Here is a 24,471-nt window from a genome sequence, read left to right as displayed (position 1 = left end):
AAGGTCTATACAGCATTCCCTCCGCTATATAAAGGTCAAATGTTCGTACTCCTTTTTCAGGATCATCCGGTCATCCGCTCCCAGCCACTTTTTCAGCAGGGTGGCATACACGCTCTTGAAATCCACTTTGTACTGCAGGTCGCCATCCTGCAAATGATGCAGGTCCGGCCCCTCATTCAGCACTCCTTTTTCCTTCAGCCCGCCACCGATCAGGAACATGTTGTTCGCAGTGCCATGATCCGTACCGCCGCTGGCGTTCTGCCCTACACGCCGCCCGAATTCGGAGAACGTCATCACCAGCACATCCTGGAAACGGTGATTCTTTTTCAGGTCGCTCACAAAAACTTTCAACGCATCATTCAGTTGGGTGAACAAACGTTTCTGCTGCCCTTCCTGCCCTACGTGCGTATCAAAGCTGCCATGTGAAACGTAATACACGCTGGTATTGATGTCTGTCATGATCAACTCGGCAATCGTCTTCATATTGCGCCCCAGCTCGGAATTGGGATAGGATTCCCTACTTTTGTACGTTTTGAATTGTTGCTGGATGTAAGCAGCGGATGACATGGTTTCCGCCATCGTTTTATACAGATAGCCTACATTCTGATGCTCGTCCGCATGCTGCCTTTCCAGCAATTCCCGGAAGTACCTGGCATTGCTGGCGCCAAAAAGCCGGTTGGGATCGGTGAGGGCAAGGCCTTTTACATCATCCCCTTTCATGGCGAGGCTGAGCGTATCATCGATCTCCAGGGCCTGCGTGGGTTTTCCGCAGTCCTTGCACTGCACATCCAGGTAACGGCCGAGCCAGCCTGTGCTCCAGTGCTCTTCGGCATCACTGGCGCTTTGCCAGATATCCATGGAGCGGAAATGCGAGCGGTTGGGGTTCGGGTATCCCACGCTGTTCAGCACGCCCAGCGCACCATCATCGTAGAATGATTTGAAGGCGTCCAGCGAAGGGTGAATGCCCAGTTCATCATTCAGCGCCAGCGCATTTTCCCGTTTAATGCCCAGCTGCGGGCGTAATTTGTAATAAATATCGTTGCGGTAAGGGATCACGGTATTGAGACCATCGTTCCCGCCGGAGAGCTGCACCACCACCAGCACTTTATTGCCGGGGGGCACCATATTTCCCTGCTCCATGGCTTTGAGGAAACGGGGCAGCATCAGGCTGGCGGAAGCGAGCGAGCCTACCTGCAAAAACCGGCGCCTGTTGAGATGTAAGGTCATAAAAGCAGATTTAACAGAGTTGATATTCCGGTGTGCTCATCACATCGATGGTCACCGTTTTGATATAGTTCTCCCGGCTGGAGCTGTCTGAATATTTTTCGAGCAGTTGTTTATCGATATTCCCGTTCTTTACCAGCAGGGATTGTGCGATCTGGTCCGCCAGCTGCTCCCGCGGCACATCTTTGTATCCTTCGATGTAGGCTGTCCAGTCGATATTCGCATTCACCTTACGGGCATATTGCCGTCTCAGGAATTCATTCACCTGCATGGTCATTCTGTAGTTCTGCCCTTCTTCCATTTCGGGGGTGATCTCTTTCGGTTTGATGTTCAGTTCCTGGGAGTAGAGGATGATCTGCGGTACCCGCATCCTGAACATGAGGCTGGAGCTGTCTATCCAGTTGCGCCCGCCCGGCCAGCCGGCCACATTGGGGGGATAGAACAGGGTCTGCCCCATCACGCGCTGGAACACCAGCATGGCCTCCTCCTGCTCAAACTGCATGGGAATGGCCCTTCGCAGGCCGATCAGCAGTTCTACCGGGGACTTGATGCGGCTACCTACATTTTTTTCATCATAGAACCAGTCCGCCGTAAATATCTCCTGCATCAACGCGCGGAGGTCGTAACCCGATTGATAGAATTTGTCCGCCAGCTGCGCGATATGCTTGTCATCCGGCTGTTCTTCATTGACAAAGTAGCGGTATATTTTCCCGGTAATGTACCTGGCGGTCTGTTTTTGCTCCAGCAGAATTTTGATCACGTCGTCACCGTTGAAGTGGCCGGTTTTACCAAGGATCGTCTTGCTGCCTTCATCATGCACATTCTTCCTGAACCTGAATTGTCCGGCTGCATCAAAGGACCAGCCGGTGAAGGCCCGCGCGGCCTCTTTGATATCTTTTTCCGTGTAATTGCCCTGTCCCATGGTGAAAAGCTCCATCACCTCCCGCGCGAAATTTTCGTTCGGTCTTTGCTTCCTGTTCTGCTGGTTATTCAGGAAAGCGAGCATGGCGGGAGTTTTGGATACTTCCGTCAGCAATGTGCCGAAGTTGCCCAGCCCGTGCTGGCGGATGACCTGCAGCAGTTGCTGGTTGAAAAGCACGTTCTGCGTCCTGCAGGCGAAATGGCCATGCCAGAAAAGGCCCATTTTTTCCCGCAGCGGATGCGCGCTGCTGATCATCGCATGCGTCCACAGCACATTCAGGTCTTTAATGCCGTTTGCGTTCATGCGTTGAAGGGCCCTCCGTTCTTCGGCGCCCATGTTCCGCAGTTTTTTGTAATCCGGCAGATCTGTTTCATCTACCACCCGTACGGGTTCCGGCGCGGATTCGGGACCGAGGACCAATTTCCGGACGACTTCCCGGCGTCGTTTTTTTGCCCAGGTGCGGATCACCGGGAGGCTTTCGCCAAAGCCCGCCCTCCAGCCCAGGTGCTGCAGTTGTATGTGTTCGGGAACAGGAGCCATAAAAAAGATTTACAATGAGACGGCAGGATAAACAGAAGGTTTAACCGGCGAACAACCGGTCACGATGAAAAGTGCAAAATTCATTCCAGATGAGTAGTTTGGGGTCAGTAGGTGGCCATTCCCGGGTCAATTTCACTCGCCCAGGCATGAATACCGCCGGTAACATTGTACACTTCGCTGAAGCCCACCTGTACGAGCAGCTGCGCTACGGCCTTGCTGCGCATACCATGATGGCAGATCACCGCCACCGGTTTTTTCTTGGAGAGGCTGGACACGGAGGCTTCCACCCGGCGCATGGGGATGTGCACGGCGCCATCAATATGACAGATGTCCCATTCATCCTTCTCCCGTACGTCCACCAGCAGGAAGTCGTGGCCGTTCTCCAGCCACTGCTGCAATTCCTTAACGGTCAGCAGCTCCATCGTCACGGGATCGCACACGCTGTCCCCATAACTATCCTGCAGTTCGCTGATCCGGAGATTGGCGGATATCGTCTGATAGGTAAAGATCTGGTGGATGTTATCCAGTATATTGATGCTTAACAGCTGATTGGTGAGCGGTTCCCCTATCCCGCAGATCACTTTCACCGTCTCATTGGCCTGGTAACAGCCGATGATACCCGGCAGCACGCCCAGTACGCCAATGGCATTACAATCCGGCGCATCGCCCGGAACGGGAAAAAGACAACGGTAAGTGGCGCTGCCTTTGTAATTGAATACGCTCACCTGCCCTTCATATTCAAAAATGGAACCGGATACAAAAGGCTTGCCCAGTATTACACAGGCATCATTCACGAGATAACGTGTGCCGAAATTATCGCTGCAGTCGATCACCACGTCGTATTGCCCGATGATCTCCAATGCATTGGCAGTTGAAAGATAAGCCGGATGAGGGTTGAATTGTACATTGGGGTTCAGGGCTTCCAGCCTGGAGATGGCCGTCTGCAATTTCGGTTTCCCTTCATCGTCCGTACGATAGATCACCTGTCTTTGAAGATTGGTCACGGAAACCGTATCCTGCTCCACGATCCCTATCGTGCCGACGCCCATTGCCGTAAGATATTGCAATACCGGCACCCCGAGCCCCCCTGCTCCCACTACCAGTACGGCAGCATTGCAAAGCATCTCCTGTTTTTCGGGCCCAAAACCATTCAGGCGTGTTTGTCGGTCATAGCGATCCATATCGAGGGCTAATTTCGTAATTTTTTTGGACGCTGTCAACAGGTGAATGATGCTGTAACGGAATTGCGGGCCGGGGAATCAACGGCCCGTGCTGATATCCAGCCAGATAGCTTCCAGCTCCCCGGAAATTTTTGCAGGAGGCGGATCTTTCAGCCGTTCCTTCACGTAGCTGATCCGGTTGTCCAGGTCCGGATGGCTGCTCAGCCATTCGGAAGGTGCAGCGCCGGCTCCTTTTTGCAGCGTGCGGAACAATTGAATATACCCTTCGCCGCTGATATGCCGTGCTTCCAGCAGTGCCAGCCCGTTCAGATCTGCTTCCTTTTCGAGGGAGCGGGAGTATTCGAGATGCCGGAGGGTATGGGCGTTCTCCGCCACCACGGCCGCAATGCCGGAAAGGTCGCCGAAGACAAGACTGATCATCGTATAGGTGCCGAGCCCCTGCAACAGGGAACGGGTGGTATGGCGTTTTTCGATGTGGGAGAACTCGTGCGCCAGCAGGGCCGCCAGTTCTTCGGGGCGCGACATCCGGTCCAGCAGCCCCGTGAACACCACAATATGCCCGCCCGGCACCGCAAAGGCGTTCACCTGTTCCTCCTCCACCACCGTGATCTTTACCGGGTATTTCGAAGCGATGTGCAATGCTTCGAAGAAGCGGTTCACCTTCACCGTTTGTGTATCATTGACTTTGAATTCACCGATCAGGGCATTGTAGGCATGCTCTCCCATCTCCACTTCATATTCCACGGGCAAGGCGTTCGCCGCGCGTGCTGCCAGGAAAGGGATCAGCCAGCAATAAGCCGCCAGCAGCAAGGCGATCAGGAATGCGCCCAGCCCCAGTAAAAAAGGGATCGCCGGGTTACGCCGTTTCTTCGACAGCTGCTTCTCCATGATGTTTCCGAAGGCGGTATCCGCTATGCGCAGGGTTTGCTGCGGAAGACCGGTATGATGCCAATCGGGGCCCTGGCCCTTCTGCACATTATGCCAGTACCAATGCACCACACGCGGATTGCCATGTGCATCTTTCAGGTGTATCTCTACCCGTTTGTTCGATACCGTTACTATCGCCTGCTGAACATTGTCCCGCGAATCATAACTGTAAAAACCTTCGAATCGCTGCATGGGTCACAGGGGTTTGATGCGTTTGCTCATCACCACCAGGTCCACCCAGCTGCCATCGGGCTGCCGGATCGCCTGGGGAATGCGGCCATGTTCGGAGAAGTTGAAATTGCGGTATAGCTGAATGGCCCTTTCATTGTTGGCCAATACTTCAAAATGGATCACGGCAATGGACGGATGTTCTTCCACCCATCGGATAGCCGCGGTGAGCAAACGCCTGCCAATGCCCATATTCCAGTATTTATGCAGCACGGCAATGCCCAGCAGCGCCGTATGCTGCTGCTTTCTGAATTTGTACTGGTTCAGCGTCAGGGTGCCAACGATCTCGCCTTCCACATCCGCTACAAGGAAGAGATGATTGGGATGGTTCACATAAGAGGCGATGAACGCCTCTTCCGCATGCAGGTCAAAAGCTTTTGCTTCTTCATGCGTGTATAACAGGAAGTCCGTTTCCTGCGTGAGCTGCAGAAAACAATCCAGGCAGCCCTGCGCATCGCGGACCTCCGGCGGCCGGATGACAAGCTGTTTACCATTGGGAAGGAAATGGCGCATGCACAAATATAATGGTATGTCAATAAAAAAGGCGGCCTCAGCCGCCTTTGGTAAGTTCGGGGCCACCCAAATCAGGAGGCTTTGGCATGTGCGGTCACGAATGCCAGCACGGCCGATTTCTGGTCGTCCGTTAACTTTGCTTTCTTCGCCATCCGGTCAAGAATGTTCGGCCACTTTTCCGCAGTGCGGGTTTCGGGCAGCATGTACCCGTGGCATTTTGCACATTTTTCGCGAAAAACGGATTTGCCCTCCGATTCCTCATACTTCGCAAAAGCAGCTTCCACTTTCGCGGTATTCTTGGGGTTAAGGCCCATGGCACAACCTGCCAGAACAATAGCCACCAGCATAATCAGACCTAGTGTTTTCATAATTTGCATTTTAAGACCTTCCGTAAAATAACATTAAAAAACCAAAAAGCGTACCGGGTTTGCCGGTACGCTTTTATATTTAATACGATGATCTATCCTTATCCGTTGCTTATGCGGTCGCTTCCGAAATACCGGTGCAGCACTTCCGGCAGCAGAATACCTTCTTTTGTCTGGTTATTCTCCAGCAGGCAGGCCAGTATCCTGGGCAGCGCCAGTGAGCTGCCATTCAGGGAATGCAGCAGCTGGTTCTTCCCGTTTTCATCTTTATAACGGATCTTCATCCGGTTGGTCTGATAACTTTCAAAGTTGGACACGGAGCTTACTTCCAGCCATTTATCCTGCGCAGCGGAATACACTTCAAAATCGTAGGTCTGTGCGGAGGTAAAGCTCATATCGCCGCCACAGAGGTTCAGGATGCGGTAGGGTAAACCAAGCGAAATGATCAGCTGCTCTACATGGGCCACCATTTCCTCCAGCACGGCGTAGGACTGGTCTGGACGAACAAGCTGTACCAGCTCCACCTTTTCAAACTGATGCAGGCGGTTGAGCCCGCGCACATCTTTGCCATAGGAGCCGGCTTCCCTTCTGAAACAGGGGGTGTAGGCCGTCATCTTTACCGGCAGCTCCGCTTCCTTCAATATCTCGTCCCGGTAGATATTCGTTACCGGCACTTCGGCGGTGGGGATCAGGTAGAAGTTATCCGCTGTTACGTGGTACATCTGCCCTTCCTTGTCCGGCAGCTGTCCGGTGCCATAGGCGGAAGCTTCATTCACCATATACGGCGGCGTTACTTCCGTGTAGCCGTTAGCGGTATTATAGTCCAGGAAATAGCTGATCAGGGCCCTTTGCAGCCGCGCGCCCCTGTTCTTGTACACGGGAAATCCGCTGCCGGTGATCTTGTTGCCCAGTTCGAAATCTATCAGATCATAGGTCTTTGCCAGGTCCCAATGCGGCACCGCCCCTTCATACAGGGATGGTTTGCTGCCACCGCCGCACACTTCCACATTATCTTCCGGCGTTTTGCCGGCAGGCACCTGCGGCCCGGGGAGATTGGGCAGCTTCACAAGCGTGTCCTGCAATAATTGTTCGGTGGATCGCAATGATTCGTCAATCGGGCCAAGGGCCTGTTTATAGTTCGCTACATCCTGCTTGCGGGCTTCGGCGGCAGCCTTGTCTCCCGATGCCATCAGTTTTCCGATCTCCTTCGATGCCGCATTCACTTTCGCCTGGGTTTCATCATATTCCAGTGTCAGCTTCTTCCGCCGGTCGTCCAGCGTTATGATCTCCTCCACGAGGCCCGGCTCTGAAAAATGTTTGAGCGCAAGCCTTTCCAGCACCAATTCCTTGTTTTGACGAATAAATTGTACCTGTAACATTATTACTGTTGAATTTGGACAAAGATAACGGGCTTCTCCCTTAACTCAAATATTTCCCTACGATCGGCACCCGGCGGCCTACGCCGAAGGCTTTTGATGATACGCGGATAATGGGGCAGAACTGGTTGCGCTTGTATTCATTGGTATTCACCAGTTTCAGCGCCCTTGCCACCAGTGCCGCATCAAAGCCCTGTTCGATGATCTCGCGCGGCCCCTGGCGTCTTTCAATGTACTGGTACAGTATCCTGTCCAGCACGGCATAGTCCGGCAGGCTGTCGCTGTCCTTCTGGTTGGGGCGCAATTCGGCGGAAGGGGCTTTATCGATGATATTCACCGGGATGACCTCCCGCCCGCGGTTGATGTAGCGGGCCAGGGCATATACCTGCATCTTGTACACGTCTCCGAGCACGGAGAGACCGCCGGCCATATCGCCATACAGGGTGCCGTAACCGGTGGACAGCTCGCTTTTATTGGAGGTATTGAGCAGGATGTACCCGAATTTGTTGGACAACGCCATCAGCAGGTTTCCCCGGATGCGGGACTGGGTATTTTCTTCGGCTACGTTGAAAGGCAGCCCCATAAAATAAGGGTCCAGCGTTTCCAGGAAGCTCTCATAAATATTGTTGATACGGATGATGTCGTAAGGATTCTCCAGGTTCTTCGACAAGGCCACGGCATCATCCACCGAATGTTCGGTGGAATAGGGCGATGGCATCAGCACGGCGCGCACGTTCTTCCTGCCAAGTGCTTTACAGGCCAGGGCCAGCGTCACCGCGCTGTCGATCCCCCCGGAAGAGCCGAGGATGGCCTGTTTGAATCCCATCTTCCCGAAATAATCACGGATGCCCAGTACGATCGCGTCATGAATGCGGTGGATGTTGTGATCGAATTCCAGGGCCGAGAGATCGGCGGTGGCATGGGCGGACACAGCCTCTCCGGCGCCACCGGTCAGCGTATCCAGCTCCACATGGTCCAGGGCTTCCTCAAAGTAAGGCAACTCCTTTACGATGTTCCCCTGCGCGTCAAACACCATGGAGCCGCCGTCGAACACGATCTCCGTCTGCGATCCTACGGTATTGCAGTAATACATCGGCAACCGGTATTTACGCACATTCGCCCTGATGATCTCTTTGCGGCTTTCATCATGATCGTAATCGAACGGGGATGCGGAAAGGTTCAGCATTACATCAGGCTGCTGCTCCATCAGCTGATCCATCGGGCAGATGCGGTAAAGCGGATTGTCGCCCAGGTTCCAGATATCTTCGCAGATGGTGACGGCCAGCTTCTTTCCCTTGAAGGGGATCACCTTCCATTCATATCCCGGTTCAAAATAACGATGCTCATCGAACACATCATAGGTAGGCAGCAGGGTTTTATGCACCACCTGCTGTACCTCTCCTTCATACAGGAACCAGGCGGCGTTGAACAGATCTTTACCTTCTTTCACGGGGTTCCTGCAGGGTGCGCCGAGCAATACGGCCACTTCGCCGGTGTGGGCTTTGATCTCGTCTATGGCGGCATAACATTTGGCGATGAAATCCTCAAACTCCAGGAAATCCCTCGGCGGATAGCCGCAGACGCACAACTCGGAGAAAAGCACAAGGTCGGCTCCCTGCTGCGCGGCTTCCTGAATAGCGGAAATGATCCGGGCCGTATTGGCTTCGAAGTTGCCGATGTGGTAGTTCTGCTGGGCCAAAAATATTTTCATGGGGCAAAGTTACGGTGAATCCTGTCTAAAAATAAACGCCCAGGCGTACAGCAAATACATTCATATTCACTCTTCCATCATCCCACTTTTTGTTCCTGGTGACATCGGTAAAGCCGTTCTGGAAGTTGAAGCCGGCCACGGCTGTGAGCGTTTCCGTTAAAGGATATTCGATACCTGCGCCAATGAGCATGCCGGTATTGATGCGGTTGATATCCTGCAGCACATTTTCCTTTTCATATTGCTGCAGGGCGCTGATCACATTGGCGCGGGCCCGTACCGGGAAACCGGCAAAGGCGCCGAATTGTCCCCATATGCCTATGCCGCCGGCGGTATTGGATTTGAGCTTCAGTGCAAAGGGTATCTCGATGTACTGCAGGCGGAGATCATATTCGGTGGGCTCAGCCCTGAACTTGTCCAGCCCCTTTCCCACATCATATTTCAATACACTGCCCATGTGACTGATGCCCAGCCCGGTAGCCAGCGCATAGTTGCTGTTGGCATCGAGATAAAAATCCGCCAGCACGCCATAGCTGAAATAGAACCTGCCGCCATTACGGGTTACACCGTTGTCCTGCGGGCGCATAACGGACCCGCCGGGGTCCAGCCGGAAACCGAGCCGCACCTTGCGGCCGATATTGCCGGAAACATGGTCGCTGAAACGCTGGGCACTGGCGCTGCTGCCCATGGCTGCCAGTGCAAACAAAAGGATCAAAGATTTCGATAATACGTTCTGATGCAATATTTTTACCATTTCTAAAGTTTTTATAGGCGATGCGAAATTACCTGAATAAATGTATCCCGCTTTATTTCATTTTGATATTTACCGCCTGCAAGGCCAGGAAGAACGTCCCCGATGTGAGCCATATCCCCATTAATGTAACGGTGGAACGCTTCGATCAGCAGCTGTTCCGGATCGATACCAATAACGTGATGAGCGGCATAAAATTGCTGGCGGAACAGTATCCGGACTTCCTGCCCGTGTATCTGCGGGAGATCATGAATTTCGGCGGGTTGTCAGATTCCAGCCAATACCTGGAGGTGCCGCTGCGGCAGTTCCTTGGCAACCGGGACTTTCGCGATCTGCAGGATTCGGTGGAAGCGCATTTCGCGGATATGGAACCTGTGGAGCGTTCGCTCACACAATCTTTCCGGCTGGCCAGCTATTACCTTCCTGCATTTAAGGCGCCCCGGGTGGTCAGCTTCATTTCGGCGATCAGCAACTACGGCGCGGTAACGGTGGATTCCACCCTCGGCATCGGACTGGATATGTATATGGGCGCGGATTTCCCGGTGTACAGGCTGGTGCCCGATTACCCGGATTACATCGTCCGCCGCTTCACCCCGGAATATATTGCGCCGAATGTGATGAAAGTGCTGCATCAGCAATACTTTCCGCTGCGCAGTGAAGGCAGCAAACTCGTAGAGCAGATGCTGGACCTCGGACGGCAGCAGTACTTCCTGGAAATGGTGCTGCCCGATACCCCGGAAGAAGTGCGCCTGGGGTACACGAAGGCGCAGCTGGACTTCTGCAATGAAAATGAAGAAATGATCTGGCAGTTCTTCATACAGCACAAACTGCTCTATACGGGCGATTGGCAGGACATACTCCGTTACCTCGGTGAAGGCCCCTCTACCCAGGGGATGCCGGCGGAAGCACCGGGACAGATAGGCGCATTCACGGGCTACCGCATTGTGCAGGCCTACATGAAAAAACATCCGGAAGTGACATTGGAAAAATTGCTGAATATGCAGCAGATCATGAGCATATTCAATGAGGCCAGGTACCGGCCTTAAAAAAGCAACAGGGAAAAAATCAATTCATTTTAAACGGCACTACCATCTGAAACTCGGGAATCTTTACTTCCAGCAGTTTCTTGTTCAGCTGGTTTTCCATCTGGTAGGTTCCGTACATCTTGCCGATCTCCGTTCTCAGGTTGGAGCCGGAAACATACTGATAACTCTCACCCGGCGCCAGTAACGGCTGAACCCCTACTACGCCCTCGCCTTCCACTTCGCGGTGTGAGCCATTCGAATCTATGATATACCAGTGGCGTCTTAACAGTTTGATCGGGAAAGTATTGTTATTCTCAATAGTGATGCGGTACGCAAACATGAACTCACTCCCGATTGGATTGGAATAATCCGGCTGGTAGAATGTTTCCACGCTGATGGTAATGCCCTCTGTGACCTTCTTTACCATAAGATCAATCCTTTTACGTAGTAAATAAACCTAATAAACCCAGTAACGTAAAAATAAGGAAAATAACTGCGTTGCAACTTTTTTTTATATGTGTGGGATGGATTTAACGATTCTTTAGGTTATTTCCACGCCGTCCAGCTCCCGCGGGTTATTTTCGGCCAGCCTGGCCTCTTTTTCGAAGGGGATGTTCCAGTACCCGGCCCTGATCCAGTCCACCACATACCGCCACAGAAAGCGCCTGTAGCCGTATCTCCTGTACTGTTTTACATGGCAAACCTCGTGCCGTACCCAGCGGCGGTCTCTCAGAAAGGCCTCGCGGGTAACGCCGTACAGATGTATCACGTTCCCGAAAACGATCGCCGCTCCGGAGCTTTTGAGCTTCCAGGCGGCGAAACGGGCGAAAAGCGAGTTCTCGCGGATGCGGCAATGGATGTTATTGTCCATCCCGCAATTTACTATTTTAGATGGGTGCCGGGGCATGGCCACGTTGAGCATGCCCCCTGCTCCGGTCAGCGGCTTTCCGGCCGATCGTTACCCCTACCGGCCCAGGGAAAATCTGCGGGAGATATTGAAGCCCCATCTGAATTGCCCGTCCATCCAGGTGGAAGTGGTTTCCGGAATGAACTGGTTTTCCAGCGTAGCCGTGGAGTTCGTGAAGTTGAGATGAAAAACATGCCCACCGGTCTCGATCTCCACGCCTACCCCCAGGGGATTGTAGAATTTCATGCCCCGGCCTTCGAAATAATCTCTCCCCGCCTGATCCCGGAACGGCAGAAAATAGTCCACAACCAGCGCTACCCGGTTGGAAAAACGCAGGCGGCCGCCGAGGCCCAGGGCGAACATATCGTTCATATCCATGAATGCGACGCGGTTGCGGTGAATGTAGGTAGGCAATACCGCCAGGGACAGCATATTCCCGAATTTGCGGGTGATCACTGCCTGCCCGGTATAAGACATCCGGTGGCTGAAATTGCCGAAATAGCTGGCATCCGCCTCATCCGTACTGCTTTTCATGGCCGTTACCACCGCGTTGCCGAACAATGTTACGCCCACGGGCATACGATTATCCATCGTTTGCTGCAACACTTTGAATTTCCCCATGGCCTCATACAGCTGAGCATGGTTGCCGCTGCCCTTGGCGCGGGAGATGCCGGCCGTCAGCCGGTCCGTGATCCCGTACTCGAATGCGATACGGATATCCGTGGAATTATCCATTCCAAAAAAGGTCTTGCTCCCGCCATCGGCCCCGCCGATATCCCCGAAACGATGGGCCACCCGGAAGTCCAGGTCCCCTTTCGCCAAAGTCTCATTGGATTGCCCGTTGATGATACGGGTGCTTTTAAAAGTTGCGATCACCGGTTCGCGGCGCACCGTATCCTTTTCGAACAAGGCGCTCAGGTCATCCTGTGCCAGGGCCACCGGAGATAACAGCAGCGCGGCAGCCAGTACACGTAAATACAGCATATTATTGATTTGATTATTTCACGGGTTCATACACGCCATTCACCGTCACTTCCACCACTTCTGCGATATTCTTGATGACCAGGCTGGGTATCTTGATCTTGTGGTCCGCCACACGCACATTGAATTTTGCGTTGACCGTCAGCTTGCCGTTGCTCACGGTGACGGTACCCTTTTCTTTATAGATCTTGTCCACCCCATGTATGCCGAGCGTGCCTTCCACGGTAACCGGATAGACACCATCCTTTGTCATATCTGCATTGTCAATGATCCTGCCTTTGAATGATGCGTACGGATATTTGTCGGTTTCCAGGTAGTTTTCATTGAAATGCTCCTGCATCAGCTTTTTTTTGAACTGGAAGGTATTGACCTGCACCTGGAAGTAGACGGCTTTTGTTTTGATATTGATGGCGGATACGCCCCGGGCGGTTTTTGCTTCGATATCTTCCATCGGAGCGCTGGAATAGAAGCTGAACGAGACGTTCCGGCAGGAGTAGATGTCTTGTCCGGTACCCGCAAAGCCCGTTAGCAGGAAAATGGCGGAAATGATCAGTGATCTCATGTGCATGAATATCTTGTCCTTTAAATACAGGATACCGCCACTAGCGCGGTTATCCCGAAATTTCTGTCTTGTACCTTCAGTCCGGCATTCCCTTTTCCATCCAGCAGGCAATGGAATCCCGTACTGCGCGGGACAGGGGCGGAAAGCCCTGCGACTGCGGCATATCCGCATTGGCGCTGGTCATCCGCAGCCGGAAGTCTGCACCATGACTCCCGATGTAACCCTTCAGTTCAGCCAGGCTGGAAAAATCAGCCACTACCGGTGAGCCGCCACCGGGATGGCAGTTGAAATTCGTACAGCTTGCCTGTATAATGGCATAAATACGCGCACTGGTGACCATCATCGTATCGCAGGCGGTATTGGACGGTTCCGGAGCTTTTTCCGATGAACAACTCCAGGCATAAGCACAGCAAAGGATAAAACCAAGGCCGGTCAGAAAAGATCTCATAAATTTTTCGAGTTAGTGAAACACAGGTTTTCCAGGATTTTTATACGCAACCGCAAGGGCTACAGTTGCCTTGGAAAGATATAAATAAAACGAGGGATTCCATTTCTTATTTTTGCAGGCAAACAATACACCGTGAACATCGAACAACTATACGAGGTGTACCGCCGGTATCCGGCTGTACAGACGGATACCCGCAAGCTCAAACCCGGTGATATCTTCTTTGCCCTGCGCGGGCCCAACTTTAACGGGAACGGATATGCGCAACAGGCGCTGGATGCTGGAGCGGCTTACGCGGTAGTAGATGACCCTGTTTTTTATACCGTTCCGGAGAAGATGATGCTGGTACCCGATGCCCTGCAGGCACTGCAGGAACTTGCGAACCATCATCGCCGCCAGTTCAGCATCCCTTTTATCGGCATTACCGGTACTAACGGCAAGACCACTACGAAGGAAATGGTACGTACCGTACTGGGTTCCGTTTACCGCACATATGCCACCGCCGGGAATCTGAACAACCACATCGGCGTGCCGCTCACCCTCCTGGGGATTCCCCCCGATGCGGAAATGGCTGTTATTGAAATGGGCGCCAATCACCAGCTGGAGATCGAAGGTTATTGTAAAGTGGCATTGCCTACGCACGGGCTGATCACGAATATCGGCAAAGCCCACCTGGAGGGGTTCGGGAGCGAAGAAGGCGTACGCAAGGCCAAAGGCGAATTGTACGATCACCTGCGCGCCAACGGCGGCACGGCTTTTGTCTGCCGGGATTATCCTTATCTGGTGGAAATGAGCAAAGGCATCGGCACCGTGATCACCTACGGCAGGGAAAATGCTGACTACACCGGCACTCCCGCCGCCGGCACCGCGCTCCTGGAACTGGAAACAAAAGCCACCGGCAGGATCGCCACGCAACTGGTGGGCGATTACAATTTCCCGAACGTGATGGCCGCCATCGCTATCGGCCTGCATTTCAACGTGCCGCCGGAAAAGATCCGCGATTCGATTGAGCAATACATCCCTTCCAATAACCGCTCGCAGATCGTGCAACGCGGCAGCAACACCTTCATCATGGATGCCTACAATGCCAATCCTTCCAGCATGAAAGCAGCTATCGCCAACTTCGCCGGCCTGAATGCCCCGGCCAAAGTATTGTTGCTGGGCGCCATGAAGGAACTGGGAGCCGACAGTCTGCATGAACACCAGGCACTGGCGGAACTGCTGCAGCAAACCCATTGGAAAGCAGTAGTACTGGTAGGTGGTGATTTTGAAAAGATCAGCCATCCTTACATCTTTCTGCCAACAGCAGAGGATGCCCGGCGTTGGGTGGAACAACAGGCTTTTGAAGATACCAGCTTCCTTGTGAAAGGTTCGCGTAGCGTGGGTATGGAAAAGGTATTGCCGGAATGAACGGCAGCGGCAGGTGTGGGTAAAAAATAAACCTGCGAGTTAAAGAACCCACAGGTTTTCATAACCTATGCCAACTTTAGAGTATCATGAAGCCTTTCGGCATTGCATTCATTGCTTCAAACGGTAAGGTTTCCCTACTTATCTACAACATGCAGGCGATAAAAAGGTTGCGGGAAATCAAAAAAATATTTTCAGCGGGATTGGGTCAACTCTATCAATACACCATTCGTTGATTTTGGATGGAGAAAACAAACCAGCTTATTGTCCGCCCCGATGCGGGGCTCCGGATGAATGATCTCGAAGCCTTCGCCTGCCAGCCGTTGCATTTCGGCATGAATATCAGCCACCTCGAAGGCGATATGATGCACTCCCTCTCCCTTCTTTTCCAGGAACCTGGCCACCGCACTGCCTGCCTTTACGGATTCCAGCAGTTCGATCTTTGTTTCCCCCTGCTGAAAGAAAGCCGTCGTTACCCCTTCGGAAGCCACTTCCTCCGTTTTGTAACAGGGGGTGTTCAGCAGTTTTTCGAATAAGGGTACAGATACGGCTAACGACCTGACTGCGATACCGATATGTTCTACTTTCAGCATAATCTTCAGATAATATAGATGCAGCCTATGCGGGGCATCGGATTTACAATAGTGCCAACCGGCCAAAAATAGAACTTATATCGTAAATTTGTGGTAGTGCTGAAACTGGATATATGATGCTGAAATTACCTGTTTACCTGGACAATAACGCTACTACTCCCTGCGATCCGCGGGTGGTAGAGGCGATGTTGCCGTTTTTCACGGAGCATTTCGGCAATGCGGCCAGCCGCAGTCACGCTTACGGCTGGGCAGCGGAGGAAGCGGTGCAGAAAGCCCGGGAGCAGGTAGCGGCGCTGATCGGTGCCGAGCCGTCGGAGATCGTGTTCACTTCCGGCGCTACGGAGGCGGACAACCTGGCGCTCAAGGGCGTTTCTGAGACCTATGCCGTCAAAGGCCGCCATATCATTACCTGCGAAACCGAGCATAAAGCTGTGCTGGATGCCTGCCGGCATCTTGAAAAGCAGGGCGCGGAGGTGACTTTGCTCAAAACCGGCGCCAACGGCCTCATCGATCAGTCCGAACTGGAAGCGGCTATCACGAACGAAACCATCCTGGTAGCCATCATGTATGCCAATAATGAAACCGGGGTGATCCAGCCGATACAGGAGATCAGTGAGATCGCCCGAAAACACGCCGTTTTAATGATGACGGATGCGGCGCAGGCGGTTGGCAAAATTCCCGTGGATGTGCAGCATGACGGGATCGATCTGCTGGCCATCAGCGCACATAAGTTGTACGGTCCCAAAGGCATAGGCGCCCTGTACGTGCGCCGGAAAGGGCCCCGCGTGAAGCTGGCCGCCCAGATGGACGGCGGCGGCCACGAAAAAGGGATGCGCTCAGGCACGCTAAACGTACCGGCTATCGTGGGTTTCGGGAAAGCCTGTGAACTGGCCATGCAGGAAATGGCAGCCGAAACGGACCGCCTGACAATCTTGCGGGACAATCTGGAGCAGGGCTTGCTGGGGCTGGAAGGAACAAGCGTGAACGGCGCGCAGGCCCCACGCCTGCCACATGTGACCAATATTTCCTTCAAATATGCCAGCGGAGAGGGTTTGATGACGGGCTTCAACAGGGACCTGGCCGTTTCTTCAGGGTCTGCCTGCACTTCCGCCTCCATTGAACCCAGTCATGTACTGACAGCCATGGGCCTGCCGGATGATCTGGCACATTCTTCGCTACGTTTTGCATTGGGAAGGTTCACAACGGAGGAGGAGATCGGTTTTGCGATACGAACCGTCAAGGAATCGGTGGATAAATTACGGGAAATGAGCCCTTTAGGGGATTTTAATCATATATAAAAAGAGGACTGCCATGATTTACATCAGCGACAAGGCACGGGAGAAAGTAGCGGCACTCAGAGCGGACGGCACATTAGGGGAGGATTATTTCCTGCGTGTATCCGTTGTAGGCGGCGGATGCTCCGGCCTCAGCTATAAGCTGGAATTTGATAACGAGGACAAACCGAAGGACCAGGTGTTCGAAGATAAAGGTATAAAGGTGGTGACGGACCTGAAAAGTTTCCTCTACCTGTGCAATACAATACTGGAATTTTCTGACGGACTGAACGGCAAAGGGTTTTATTTCAATAATCCCAATGCCAGCCGCACCTGCGGCTGCGGCGAGAGCTTCGCCGTATAGCCGGTATACATACGATCTTCAGGGTCAACGAGGCTGCATCAACCGCTGATGCAGCCTCATTTTTTCGGGTTCCTTATGGAGATAATCTTCGTTTACGCGATGCTCAGCGCCTTCATTTTACTATTGAGTCATCCTCTCATTTTTTTATTTACTATTGTTCCTGCCCCCGGCGCACACCACCAGGCCGCCCTCTGCACATACATTATGTCTGCCACAACGGAAAATATATACACCGGCCGCAACGTTTTGGGGCAAACGGCCCCTGAAGGCCCTTCCTTTTTCTTTTACCGCAATTATCCCGTTTTATGAAAATTCATAATTTGTAAATTATATATTTGCCATCGTCATGTTCGCAATATTCAAAAAAGAGATCCACCAGTTTTTCAGCAGCATCACCGGGTATGTTGCCATTATCCTGTTCCTCCTGGCAAACGGGCTGTTCCTCTTTGTTTTCCCGGACACCAGCCTGCTGGATATGGGATATGCTGATCTGGACGGGCTTTTTGAACTGGCGCCGATGATATTCCTGCTGCTGATACCGGCTATTACCATGCGCAGCCTTTCTGATGAGTTCAAAAGCGGCACAATGGAGCTGCTCAGCACCAAGCCCATCACCTGGTGGCAGATCGTGATGGGAAAATTCGGCGCCTGTGTGCTGATCGTGCTGATCGCCCTGGTGCCTACCATTGTTTATTATCTTGCCATTTCCGCTCTTGCAGCCGGCGGCAGCCAGCTGGACAATGGCGCCATCATCGGCTCTTACATCGGCCTGTGCCTGCTGGGCGGCACTTTCACCGCCATCGGCATATGGGCATCCTCCCTCACGACCAATGCGGTGGTGGCCTTTCTTGTAGCGATCTTTACCTGTTACATTTTCTATAACGGCTTTGATGCATTGAGCAAAGTACCGGTATTCTCGGGTGGTGCGGACTATTATCTGCAAATGGCCGGTATCCGTTATCACTATAATTCCATCAGCCGTGGCGTGGTAGACAGCCGGGATATCATCTATTTTTTCAGTGTAACGGGGCTGATGCTCTATTTGACAAAAATATCCCTGCAACGCAAGATCTGGCAGGGATAACCGATGAACCATGGAAATAACAAGAACGGATAAACGCAAGAAATACCTCCAACGCACCATCGGCATCGTACTGCTGCTGGTGGCTGTCAATATTGCCGCCTCGTATTTTCATGCGCGGTGGGACCTTACCGCCGAAAAACGTTATACGCTGGCGCCTTCCACCCGTGACATGCTGCGCAAGCTGGACGCCCCGGTGAACATCGAGGTGTACCTGAAGGGCAATTACCCCGCCGGGTTCCGCCAGCTGGCCGATGCTACGCGGGAATTGCTGGAAGAGTTCCAGCAGTACGGCGGCAGCAATATCCGCTTTCGCTTTGTCAATCCCGGTACGGACCTGCCGGATTCGTTACGGATGTCTTTCCAGGATACGCTGATGGCCAAAGGCATCCTGCCGTTCAACCTGCAGGTGCAGGAAGACAATAACGACGCCTTTGCCGAAAGGCTTATTTTCCCCGGCGCGGTGCTCTCCACCAAAGGCCGGGAAACGGGCATCAACCTGCTCAAAAGCCAGGGCGGACTGGACCCGATGCAGGCGCTCAACAGCTCGGAAGCCCTCCTGGAATACAAATTCGCCAGCGCCATCAGCCAGTTATTGCAACCGGAACGCCCGCTCGTAGGATATATGCTGGGGCATGGCCAACCGGAAGGCAGCAACGTTTATGATGCCCTGAAAACCCTTCACGAAATTTACCAGGTAGATACCATCAACCTGAAATACGACCCTTTCATACCGCAGGAATTCGATGCCGTGCTGTTCGTACGGCCCGTGGAAACTTTTACGGAGCAGGACAAGCTGAAGATCGACCAGTATGTCATGCATGGCGGTAAAGTGTTCTGGTTCATCGAACCGCTCACGGCCTCGGTGGACAGCCTGCGGGGCAGCAGTTTTGTGGCCTTCAGCCGGGACCTTCAGCTGGAAGACCTGCTTTTCAAATATGGCGCGCGGGTGAACCAGGACCTGGTCATGGACCTGCAAAGCGATATGATCCCGCTTGTGGTGGGCAACATCGGGGACAAACCGCAGATACGGCCGGTACCCTTCCCCTACTTCCCCCTGCTGACACCCGGCAATACCCACCCCATTGTCCGGAATATGGACCTGGTGATGAGCCGTTTTGCCAGTTCCATAGATACCATCAAAGGCGGGGATATCCGTAAAACCGTTCTTTTGGCCACCTCGGCCCGTAGCCGGACCATCAAGGCGCCTGCGGAGATCAGCCTTGAAAGCGTGCAACAGCAACCCAACCCGCGGGAATACCGCCAGCAGCACATACCAACAGCTGTTTTGCTTGAAGGCAGGTTCCCTTCCCTGTATAACAACCGGCTCGGCGCAGCAGATCGCGCTGCACTTAAAGCCTCTACCGGAAAGGATTTCAAGGGAATATCGGACACCCTCAACCGTATGATCGTGGTCAGTGATGCGGACATTGTCACCAATGTGGTCTCACAAAAGAACGGCCCCATGCAGATGGGTGTGAACGAGTTCAATCCTCAATATGTGTTCGCCAACAAGGAATTCTTCCTCAACTGCCTGGAATACCTGACCAATGAAACGCCGGTGATGGACACCCGCAATAAAGCATTGACGCTCCGGCTGCTGGATGCCGAAAAAGTGAAACAGGACCGCACCAGGTGGCAGCTGATCGCATTTGCAGTCCCCATCGGCGCTATATTGCTGTTTGCCATGGTGTTCCAGTTCATCCGCCAACGCAGGTATGCCGCATAAGCGCCCTTTTCCCGGAAAGGAAACTTCGAAAACATTATCTTTGCCATTCATTAAATTTTTCACCGTCAAATGACACCACAGCAATGGACGTATGCCGTATTTGGTATTGTGATTGTGTTAGCGCTTATTTTCGACCTTGGCCTGCTGAGTAAAAAAGGGCAGACCATATCTATCAAAAAGGCATTGCTCCAAACCTGTTTCTGGGTGGCATTGTCACTCGGTTTCTTCGGATTTATCTGGTATGAGGACGGCTCCGTGATGGCTATCGAGTATATCAGCGCCTACTTGATGGAATGGTCGCTTTCCATCGACAACATCTTTGTATTCATCCTGATCTTCGGATTCTTCAAGATAAAAGAAACCAGCTATGCCCGTGTGCTGCTGATCGGCATTCTCATGGCCATTGTATTCCGCGCCATCTTCATAACAGTGGGTGTTGCGCTGATCGCGAAATTTGGATGGATACTTTATATTTTCGGGGCCTTCCTGGTGTACACCGGCATCAAGATGTTCGTGGTAGACCAGCATGAAGAGTTCAAGCCGGAAGAGAATTTCGCTTACCGGTTCATGCAGAAATACATGCGTATTTCCCATGCGGAGCCGCATGACCGGTTCACCATCAACCACAACGGCAAAGTGTATTTTACCTCGCTCGCCGTTGTAGTGGTGATGCTGGCGGTGACAGACATCGTTTTCGCCCTGGATTCCATTCCGGCCGTTTTTGCCATTTCAAAGGAACCGCTGGTTGTTTATACCTCCAATATCTTTGCCGTGCTTGGCCTGCGCTCGCTGTTCTTTTTACTGCGCGGCGCGGTGGACAAGTTCGATTACCTGCAACAGGGCATCGCCATCGTTCTCGTATTCATCGGCCTGAAAATGCTGGCCGAGATCTGGCATTTCAAACTGCCGGTATGGGTATCGCTGATCGTTATCGTTGCCTGCCTTGCCGGTTCCATCGTTTACTCCATACTGTTCCAGAAAAAGCTGCCGGTTAAACCGGAAGGCAGGCTGGAGGACTAGTGATCATCATATTGAACCTTGCGGGTTTAGAGTCCCCGTAAGGTTGTGCTAAAAAAACCATATTAAATTGTACACAGCAGAAAGTATCAGCAAGATCCTGAAGGGTGAATTGTTGCAGCAGACGGGGAGTCCGGAGATTGAGCATATTTTGCTGGACAGCCGCAAATTGTTAACGGCAGAAACTTCTTTGTTCTTTCCCCTTGTCAGCGACCGCCGGAATGCGCACCAATACATGCAGGAACTTTACCGGAAAGGCGTCAGCAACTTTGTGGTCAGCGAACCGCCTCCGCTGCACGAATTCCCGCATGCCAACATCATCCTGGTAAAACATACCATGCAGGCGCTGCACACCCTCACGGCCTGGCATCGCCAGCAGTTCCAGGTGCCGGTGATCGGTATCACGGGGAGCAATGGCAAGACCATCGTAAAAGAATGGCTTTTTCAGCTGCTGGAAAAAGATTACCGCATCGTCCGCAGCCCGAAAAGCTACAATTCGCAGATCGGCGTACCGCTTTCCGTATGGCAGATGAATGCGGACCATCAGCTCGGTATCTTTGAGGCCGGTATTTCCCAGCCCGGCGAAATGGTGAACCTGGAAAAGATCATCCGGCCCACCATCGGCATCTTCACCAATATCGGCGAAGCCCATGACGAAGGCTTTCTGAACATCCGCCAGAAAGTGAATGAAAAGCTCATCCTTTTCATGAAAAGTGATGTGCTGATCTATTGCAAGGATTATCTGGCGCTCAACGAATGCGTCAACAGTTTCCATAACCTGGTTGGTAAACGGGAAGTGGATAATGATCTGCAATTGCTGACCTGGAGCCGGAAAACGGATGCAGACCTTCGTATTGTCAGTGTTGACAGGAACGAAAGTCACACCCGCATAGATGCGCTTTACAAACAGGAACCGCTGTTCATCCGTATTCCCTTTGTGGATGAGGGTTCCATCGAGAATGCGATCCACTGCTGGGCGCTCATGCTTTACCTCGGCAAACCGCAGGAAGTGATCCAGGAACGGATGGACCATCTTGGCAATATCGCCATGCGGCTGGAATTGAAACAGGGCATCAACGATTGCAGCATCATCAATGACAGCTATAATTCAGACCTCGGATCACTGGCCATTGCGCTGGACTTCCTGCAGCAGCAGCGGCAGCATTCGGCCCGCACGGTGATCCTGAGCGACATCCTGCAGAGCGGCAAAAGCGAAGCCACTTTATACGAAGAAGTGGCGGGCATGCTGGAACAAAAAGGCATCCAGAAGATCATCGGCATCGGAAAAAGCATCGTCCGCGAAAAGCTGTGCTTCCGTAGCCTGAAGAGCGCCTTTTATGCCACCACCGAAGAATTCCTGCAGGAGTTCAACCCGGCGGACTTCCAGCATGAGTCCATCCTCGTGAAAGGCGCCAGGGTATTCCAGTTCGAGCGGATCAGCAAGCTGCTGGAACAGAAAGCCCATCAGACCATCCTCGAGATCAATCTCAGTGCCATTGCGCATAATATAAAAGCATACCAGGCCACGCTGAAACCCGGCACAAAGCTGATGGCCATGGTAAAAGCCTTCTCTTACGGCAGCGGCAGTTACGAGATCGCGAGCCTGCTGCAGTTCCACGGCGTGGATTACCTGGCCGTGGCATATGCGGATGAAGGTGTAGAACTGCGCCGCGCGGGCATCACGGTACCGATCATGGTCATGAACCCGGAACCGACCACTTTTGATGCCATTCTGCAATGGAACCTGGAACCGGAGCTGTATTCCATGCACAGCCTGGAACAATTCGAAGAAGTAGTACGTTATGCCAATAAAACGGATTATCCCGTACACATCAAGCTGGATACGGGCATGCATCGCCTCGGGTTTGAAGAACAGGATATGCCCGCACTCGTACAGCGGCTGAAAATAGACGGGCTGTTCAAAGTGCAATCCGTATTCAGTCACCTCGCCGCCAGCGAGGATGCGGATAATGATGAGCTTACCCGCAGGCAGGGCCAGCTGTTCAATAAAATGAGCGTGAACCTGCAGACACAGCTGGGTTATGCCGTGATCCGCCATATTGCCAACAGCGCCGCCATTCACCGGCATCCGGAGCTGCAACTGGACATGGTAAGGCTGGGGATCGGCATGTACGGGGTGGACAATGCGGGCGGATTCCAGGAGAACCTGCGGAATGTAAGCACGCTGAAAACAACGGTGGCGCAACTGAAACGCATACACGCGGGAGATACTGTCGGATACGGCGGGAAATGGAAAGCCGAAGTGCCTTCCGTTATTGCGACCGTCCGCATCGGCTATGCCGACGGGTACCCCAGGCGGCTGGGCAACGGTAAAGGCAAAATGCTCGTCCGGCAAAAGCTTGCCCCTGTGGCGGGAGTTGTGGCCATGGATATGCTCATGCTGGATGTGACCCACATTCCCGGCGTAGAGGAAGGTGATGAAGTGATCGTTTTCGGAGAAGAGCTGCCCGTACAGCAGCTGGCGGGATGGGCGGAAACCATTCCCTACGAAATACTCACCGGTATATCCCAACGCGTAAAAAGGGTGTATTTCCAGGAATAAAACATAACGCTGGCAGATTAGCATCTTTCAAATAATACATTATTTTTGAGAAAATTTGAAAATTTTGAAATATCGTCACATTGTCCTGATAGTAGTGCTGATCCTGCTGGCTGACCAGGTGCTGAAGTTCTGGATCAAAACGAATATGACCATTGCAGAACAGTTCCCGGTGATATCCAGCTGGTTTTATATTCATTTCATTGAAAATGAAGGGATGGCCTATGGTTTGAAATTCGGCGGAGAATTCGGCAAGATAGCCTTGACACTGTTCCGGCTTGTTGCGGTAGTAGTGGGATTCTTCTATATGAACAAACTGGTCAAGGAACAATACCATAAAGGTTTATTGATCTGCGGCGCCCTGATATTGGCCGGCGCGGCAGGCAACCTGATAGACAGCATGTTCTATGGCCTGATCTTTTCCGCCAGCACCCGCTATGATGTAGCGCAGTTCATGCCTTCAGGCGGCGGTTACGGTACTTTCCTGCACGGCAATGTGGTGGACATGCTGTATTTCCCGCTGTTCGACGGTACTTTGCCGGACTGGGTGCCTTTCTGGGGCGGTGAGCATTTTATTTTCTTCCGCCCGGTATTCAACATCGCGGATGCTGCGATCTCCGTTGGCGTGATCGCTATCCTGCTCTTCCAGAAACGCTTCCTGGTCAAAAAAGAGGAAGCGCCTGCGGGGGTGGAAAGCGGTGTTATGGTAAATGACAAGCAACAGGCGATGTAAGATATCGTCAAAAATATTCCGCAAGCAAGGGGTGTATCAGGATGATGATACACCCCTT

At 52.7% G+C, this 24,471-nt stretch carries 24 protein-coding genes; 9 read left to right on the top strand and 15 right to left on the bottom strand.

Features of this window, described 5'->3' with window-relative positions; translation table 11 throughout:
• Nucleotides 1-24: 24 nt before the first annotated feature.
• The 9 genes from FW415_RS06435 to FW415_RS06395 form a co-directional block, all read right to left on the bottom strand.
• Entirely contained in the window at nucleotides 25-1,227 is a 1,203-nt protein-coding gene (locus FW415_RS06435) for a DUF1501 domain-containing protein (protein ID WP_148383453.1), read from the bottom strand.
• A gap of 10 nt (nucleotides 1,228-1,237) precedes the next feature.
• Complete coding sequence (locus tag FW415_RS06430) at nucleotides 1,238-2,686, bottom strand: DUF1800 family protein (RefSeq protein WP_168208694.1); 1,449 nt, start codon at nucleotides 2,684-2,686, stop codon at nucleotides 1,238-1,240.
• Between the two features lie 104 nt (nucleotides 2,687-2,790).
• Nucleotides 2,791-3,867 (bottom strand): ThiF family adenylyltransferase, encoded by a 1,077-nt coding sequence (locus tag FW415_RS06425; protein ID WP_148383452.1) that lies wholly within the window; start codon nucleotides 3,865-3,867, stop codon nucleotides 2,791-2,793.
• Nucleotides 3,868-3,945: 78 nt separating this feature from the next.
• Nucleotides 3,946-4,986, bottom strand: a complete 1,041-nt coding sequence (locus FW415_RS06420) for a M48 family metallopeptidase (protein WP_148383451.1) — start codon at nucleotides 4,984-4,986, stop codon at nucleotides 3,946-3,948.
• 3 nt (nucleotides 4,987-4,989) lie between these two features.
• Nucleotides 4,990-5,535 carry a GNAT family N-acetyltransferase gene (locus FW415_RS06415; protein WP_148383450.1) on the bottom strand — a complete coding sequence of 182 codons (546 nt, stop codon included), beginning with the start codon at nucleotides 5,533-5,535 and terminating at the stop codon, nucleotides 4,990-4,992.
• A 71-nt stretch (nucleotides 5,536-5,606) separates the two neighbouring features.
• Nucleotides 5,607-5,903 (bottom strand): cytochrome c, encoded by a 297-nt coding sequence (locus tag FW415_RS06410; protein ID WP_168208693.1) that lies wholly within the window; start codon nucleotides 5,901-5,903, stop codon nucleotides 5,607-5,609.
• A gap of 98 nt (nucleotides 5,904-6,001) precedes the next feature.
• The gene (gene serS / locus FW415_RS06405) at nucleotides 6,002-7,279 is read right to left on the bottom strand and encodes a serine--tRNA ligase (protein WP_148383448.1); all 1,278 of its coding nucleotides are present in this window, start codon (nucleotides 7,277-7,279) and stop codon (nucleotides 6,002-6,004) included.
• 40 nt (nucleotides 7,280-7,319) lie between these two features.
• Nucleotides 7,320-8,987, bottom strand: a complete 1,668-nt coding sequence (locus FW415_RS06400; RefSeq protein ID WP_148383447.1) for an NAD+ synthase — start codon at nucleotides 8,985-8,987, stop codon at nucleotides 7,320-7,322.
• 25 nt (nucleotides 8,988-9,012) lie between these two features.
• A complete protein-coding gene (locus FW415_RS06395; RefSeq protein ID WP_148383446.1) occupies nucleotides 9,013-9,738 on the bottom strand; it encodes a porin family protein in 726 nt (241 codons plus the stop codon).
• Between the two features lie 20 nt (nucleotides 9,739-9,758).
• On the opposite strand from FW415_RS06395, the gene FW415_RS06390 reads away from it, so the two are divergent.
• Nucleotides 9,759-10,781 (top strand): hypothetical protein, encoded by a 1,023-nt coding sequence (locus tag FW415_RS06390; RefSeq protein WP_148383445.1) that lies wholly within the window; start codon nucleotides 9,759-9,761, stop codon nucleotides 10,779-10,781.
• A gap of 19 nt (nucleotides 10,782-10,800) precedes the next feature.
• On the opposite strand, the gene apaG is transcribed toward FW415_RS06390, so the two are convergent.
• The 5 genes from apaG to FW415_RS06365 form a co-directional block, all read right to left on the bottom strand.
• Nucleotides 10,801-11,187 (bottom strand): Co2+/Mg2+ efflux protein ApaG, encoded by a 387-nt coding sequence (apaG, locus tag FW415_RS06385; RefSeq protein WP_148383444.1) that lies wholly within the window; start codon nucleotides 11,185-11,187, stop codon nucleotides 10,801-10,803.
• Between the two features lie 114 nt (nucleotides 11,188-11,301).
• On the bottom strand, nucleotides 11,302-11,631 hold the full coding sequence (locus FW415_RS06380; protein WP_148383443.1) for a DUF4157 domain-containing protein: 330 nt from the start codon (nucleotides 11,629-11,631) through the stop codon (nucleotides 11,302-11,304).
• A gap of 93 nt (nucleotides 11,632-11,724) precedes the next feature.
• Nucleotides 11,725-12,651, bottom strand: coding sequence for a DUF5777 family beta-barrel protein (locus FW415_RS06375; RefSeq protein WP_148383442.1), 927 nt, complete (start codon nucleotides 12,649-12,651; stop codon nucleotides 11,725-11,727).
• Between the two features lie 13 nt (nucleotides 12,652-12,664).
• Complete coding sequence (locus FW415_RS06370) at nucleotides 12,665-13,210, bottom strand: YceI family protein (RefSeq protein ID WP_148383441.1); 546 nt, start codon at nucleotides 13,208-13,210, stop codon at nucleotides 12,665-12,667.
• A gap of 76 nt (nucleotides 13,211-13,286) precedes the next feature.
• On the bottom strand, nucleotides 13,287-13,658 hold the full coding sequence (locus FW415_RS06365; RefSeq protein ID WP_148383440.1) for a hypothetical protein: 372 nt from the start codon (nucleotides 13,656-13,658) through the stop codon (nucleotides 13,287-13,289).
• Between the two features lie 132 nt (nucleotides 13,659-13,790).
• On the opposite strand from FW415_RS06365, the gene murF reads away from it, so the two are divergent.
• A complete protein-coding gene (murF, locus tag FW415_RS06360; protein ID WP_148383439.1) occupies nucleotides 13,791-15,065 on the top strand; it encodes a UDP-N-acetylmuramoyl-tripeptide--D-alanyl-D-alanine ligase in 1,275 nt (424 codons plus the stop codon).
• Nucleotides 15,066-15,256: 191 nt separating this feature from the next.
• On the opposite strand, the gene mce is transcribed toward murF, so the two are convergent.
• The gene (gene mce / locus FW415_RS06355) at nucleotides 15,257-15,655 is read right to left on the bottom strand and encodes a methylmalonyl-CoA epimerase (protein WP_148383438.1); all 399 of its coding nucleotides are present in this window, start codon (nucleotides 15,653-15,655) and stop codon (nucleotides 15,257-15,259) included.
• 119 nt (nucleotides 15,656-15,774) lie between these two features.
• Here mce and FW415_RS06350 point away from each other — a divergent pair, with 119 nt between their 5' ends.
• The 7 genes from FW415_RS06350 to FW415_RS06320 all read left to right on the top strand — a co-directional run bounded on the left by FW415_RS06350 (nucleotide 15,775) and on the right by FW415_RS06320 (nucleotide 24,413).
• Nucleotides 15,775-16,953, top strand: a complete 1,179-nt coding sequence (locus FW415_RS06350; protein ID WP_148389850.1) for an IscS subfamily cysteine desulfurase — start codon at nucleotides 15,775-15,777, stop codon at nucleotides 16,951-16,953.
• A 13-nt stretch (nucleotides 16,954-16,966) separates the two neighbouring features.
• A complete protein-coding gene (locus FW415_RS06345; protein ID WP_148383437.1) occupies nucleotides 16,967-17,293 on the top strand; it encodes an iron-sulfur cluster assembly accessory protein in 327 nt (108 codons plus the stop codon).
• A 346-nt stretch (nucleotides 17,294-17,639) separates the two neighbouring features.
• Nucleotides 17,640-18,377: a gliding motility-associated ABC transporter permease subunit GldF gene (gene gldF, locus FW415_RS06340; protein ID WP_148383436.1), complete on the top strand. Its 738-nt coding sequence runs from the start codon at nucleotides 17,640-17,642 to the stop codon at nucleotides 18,375-18,377.
• Nucleotides 18,378-18,387: 10 nt separating this feature from the next.
• Nucleotides 18,388-20,103, top strand: a complete 1,716-nt coding sequence (gene gldG / locus FW415_RS06335) for a gliding motility-associated ABC transporter substrate-binding protein GldG (protein WP_148383435.1) — start codon at nucleotides 18,388-18,390, stop codon at nucleotides 20,101-20,103.
• A 69-nt stretch (nucleotides 20,104-20,172) separates the two neighbouring features.
• The gene (locus FW415_RS06330) at nucleotides 20,173-21,123 is read left to right on the top strand and encodes a TerC/Alx family metal homeostasis membrane protein (protein WP_148383434.1); all 951 of its coding nucleotides are present in this window, start codon (nucleotides 20,173-20,175) and stop codon (nucleotides 21,121-21,123) included.
• Nucleotides 21,124-21,190: 67 nt separating this feature from the next.
• Complete coding sequence (locus FW415_RS06325; RefSeq protein WP_148383433.1) at nucleotides 21,191-23,683, top strand: bifunctional UDP-N-acetylmuramoyl-tripeptide:D-alanyl-D-alanine ligase/alanine racemase; 2,493 nt, start codon at nucleotides 21,191-21,193, stop codon at nucleotides 23,681-23,683.
• Between the two features lie 64 nt (nucleotides 23,684-23,747).
• Entirely contained in the window at nucleotides 23,748-24,413 is a 666-nt protein-coding gene (locus tag FW415_RS06320; protein ID WP_246858948.1) for a lipoprotein signal peptidase, read from the top strand.
• The last annotated feature ends 58 nt before the right edge of the window (nucleotides 24,414-24,471 follow it).

The sequence above is a fragment of the Chitinophaga sp. XS-30 genome (genome assembly GCF_008086345.1).
GTDB lineage: Bacteria > Bacteroidota > Bacteroidia > Chitinophagales > Chitinophagaceae > Chitinophaga.
Note: the sequence above shows the minus strand (reverse complement) of the source record. Positions and strands in the feature narration are given on the sequence as shown.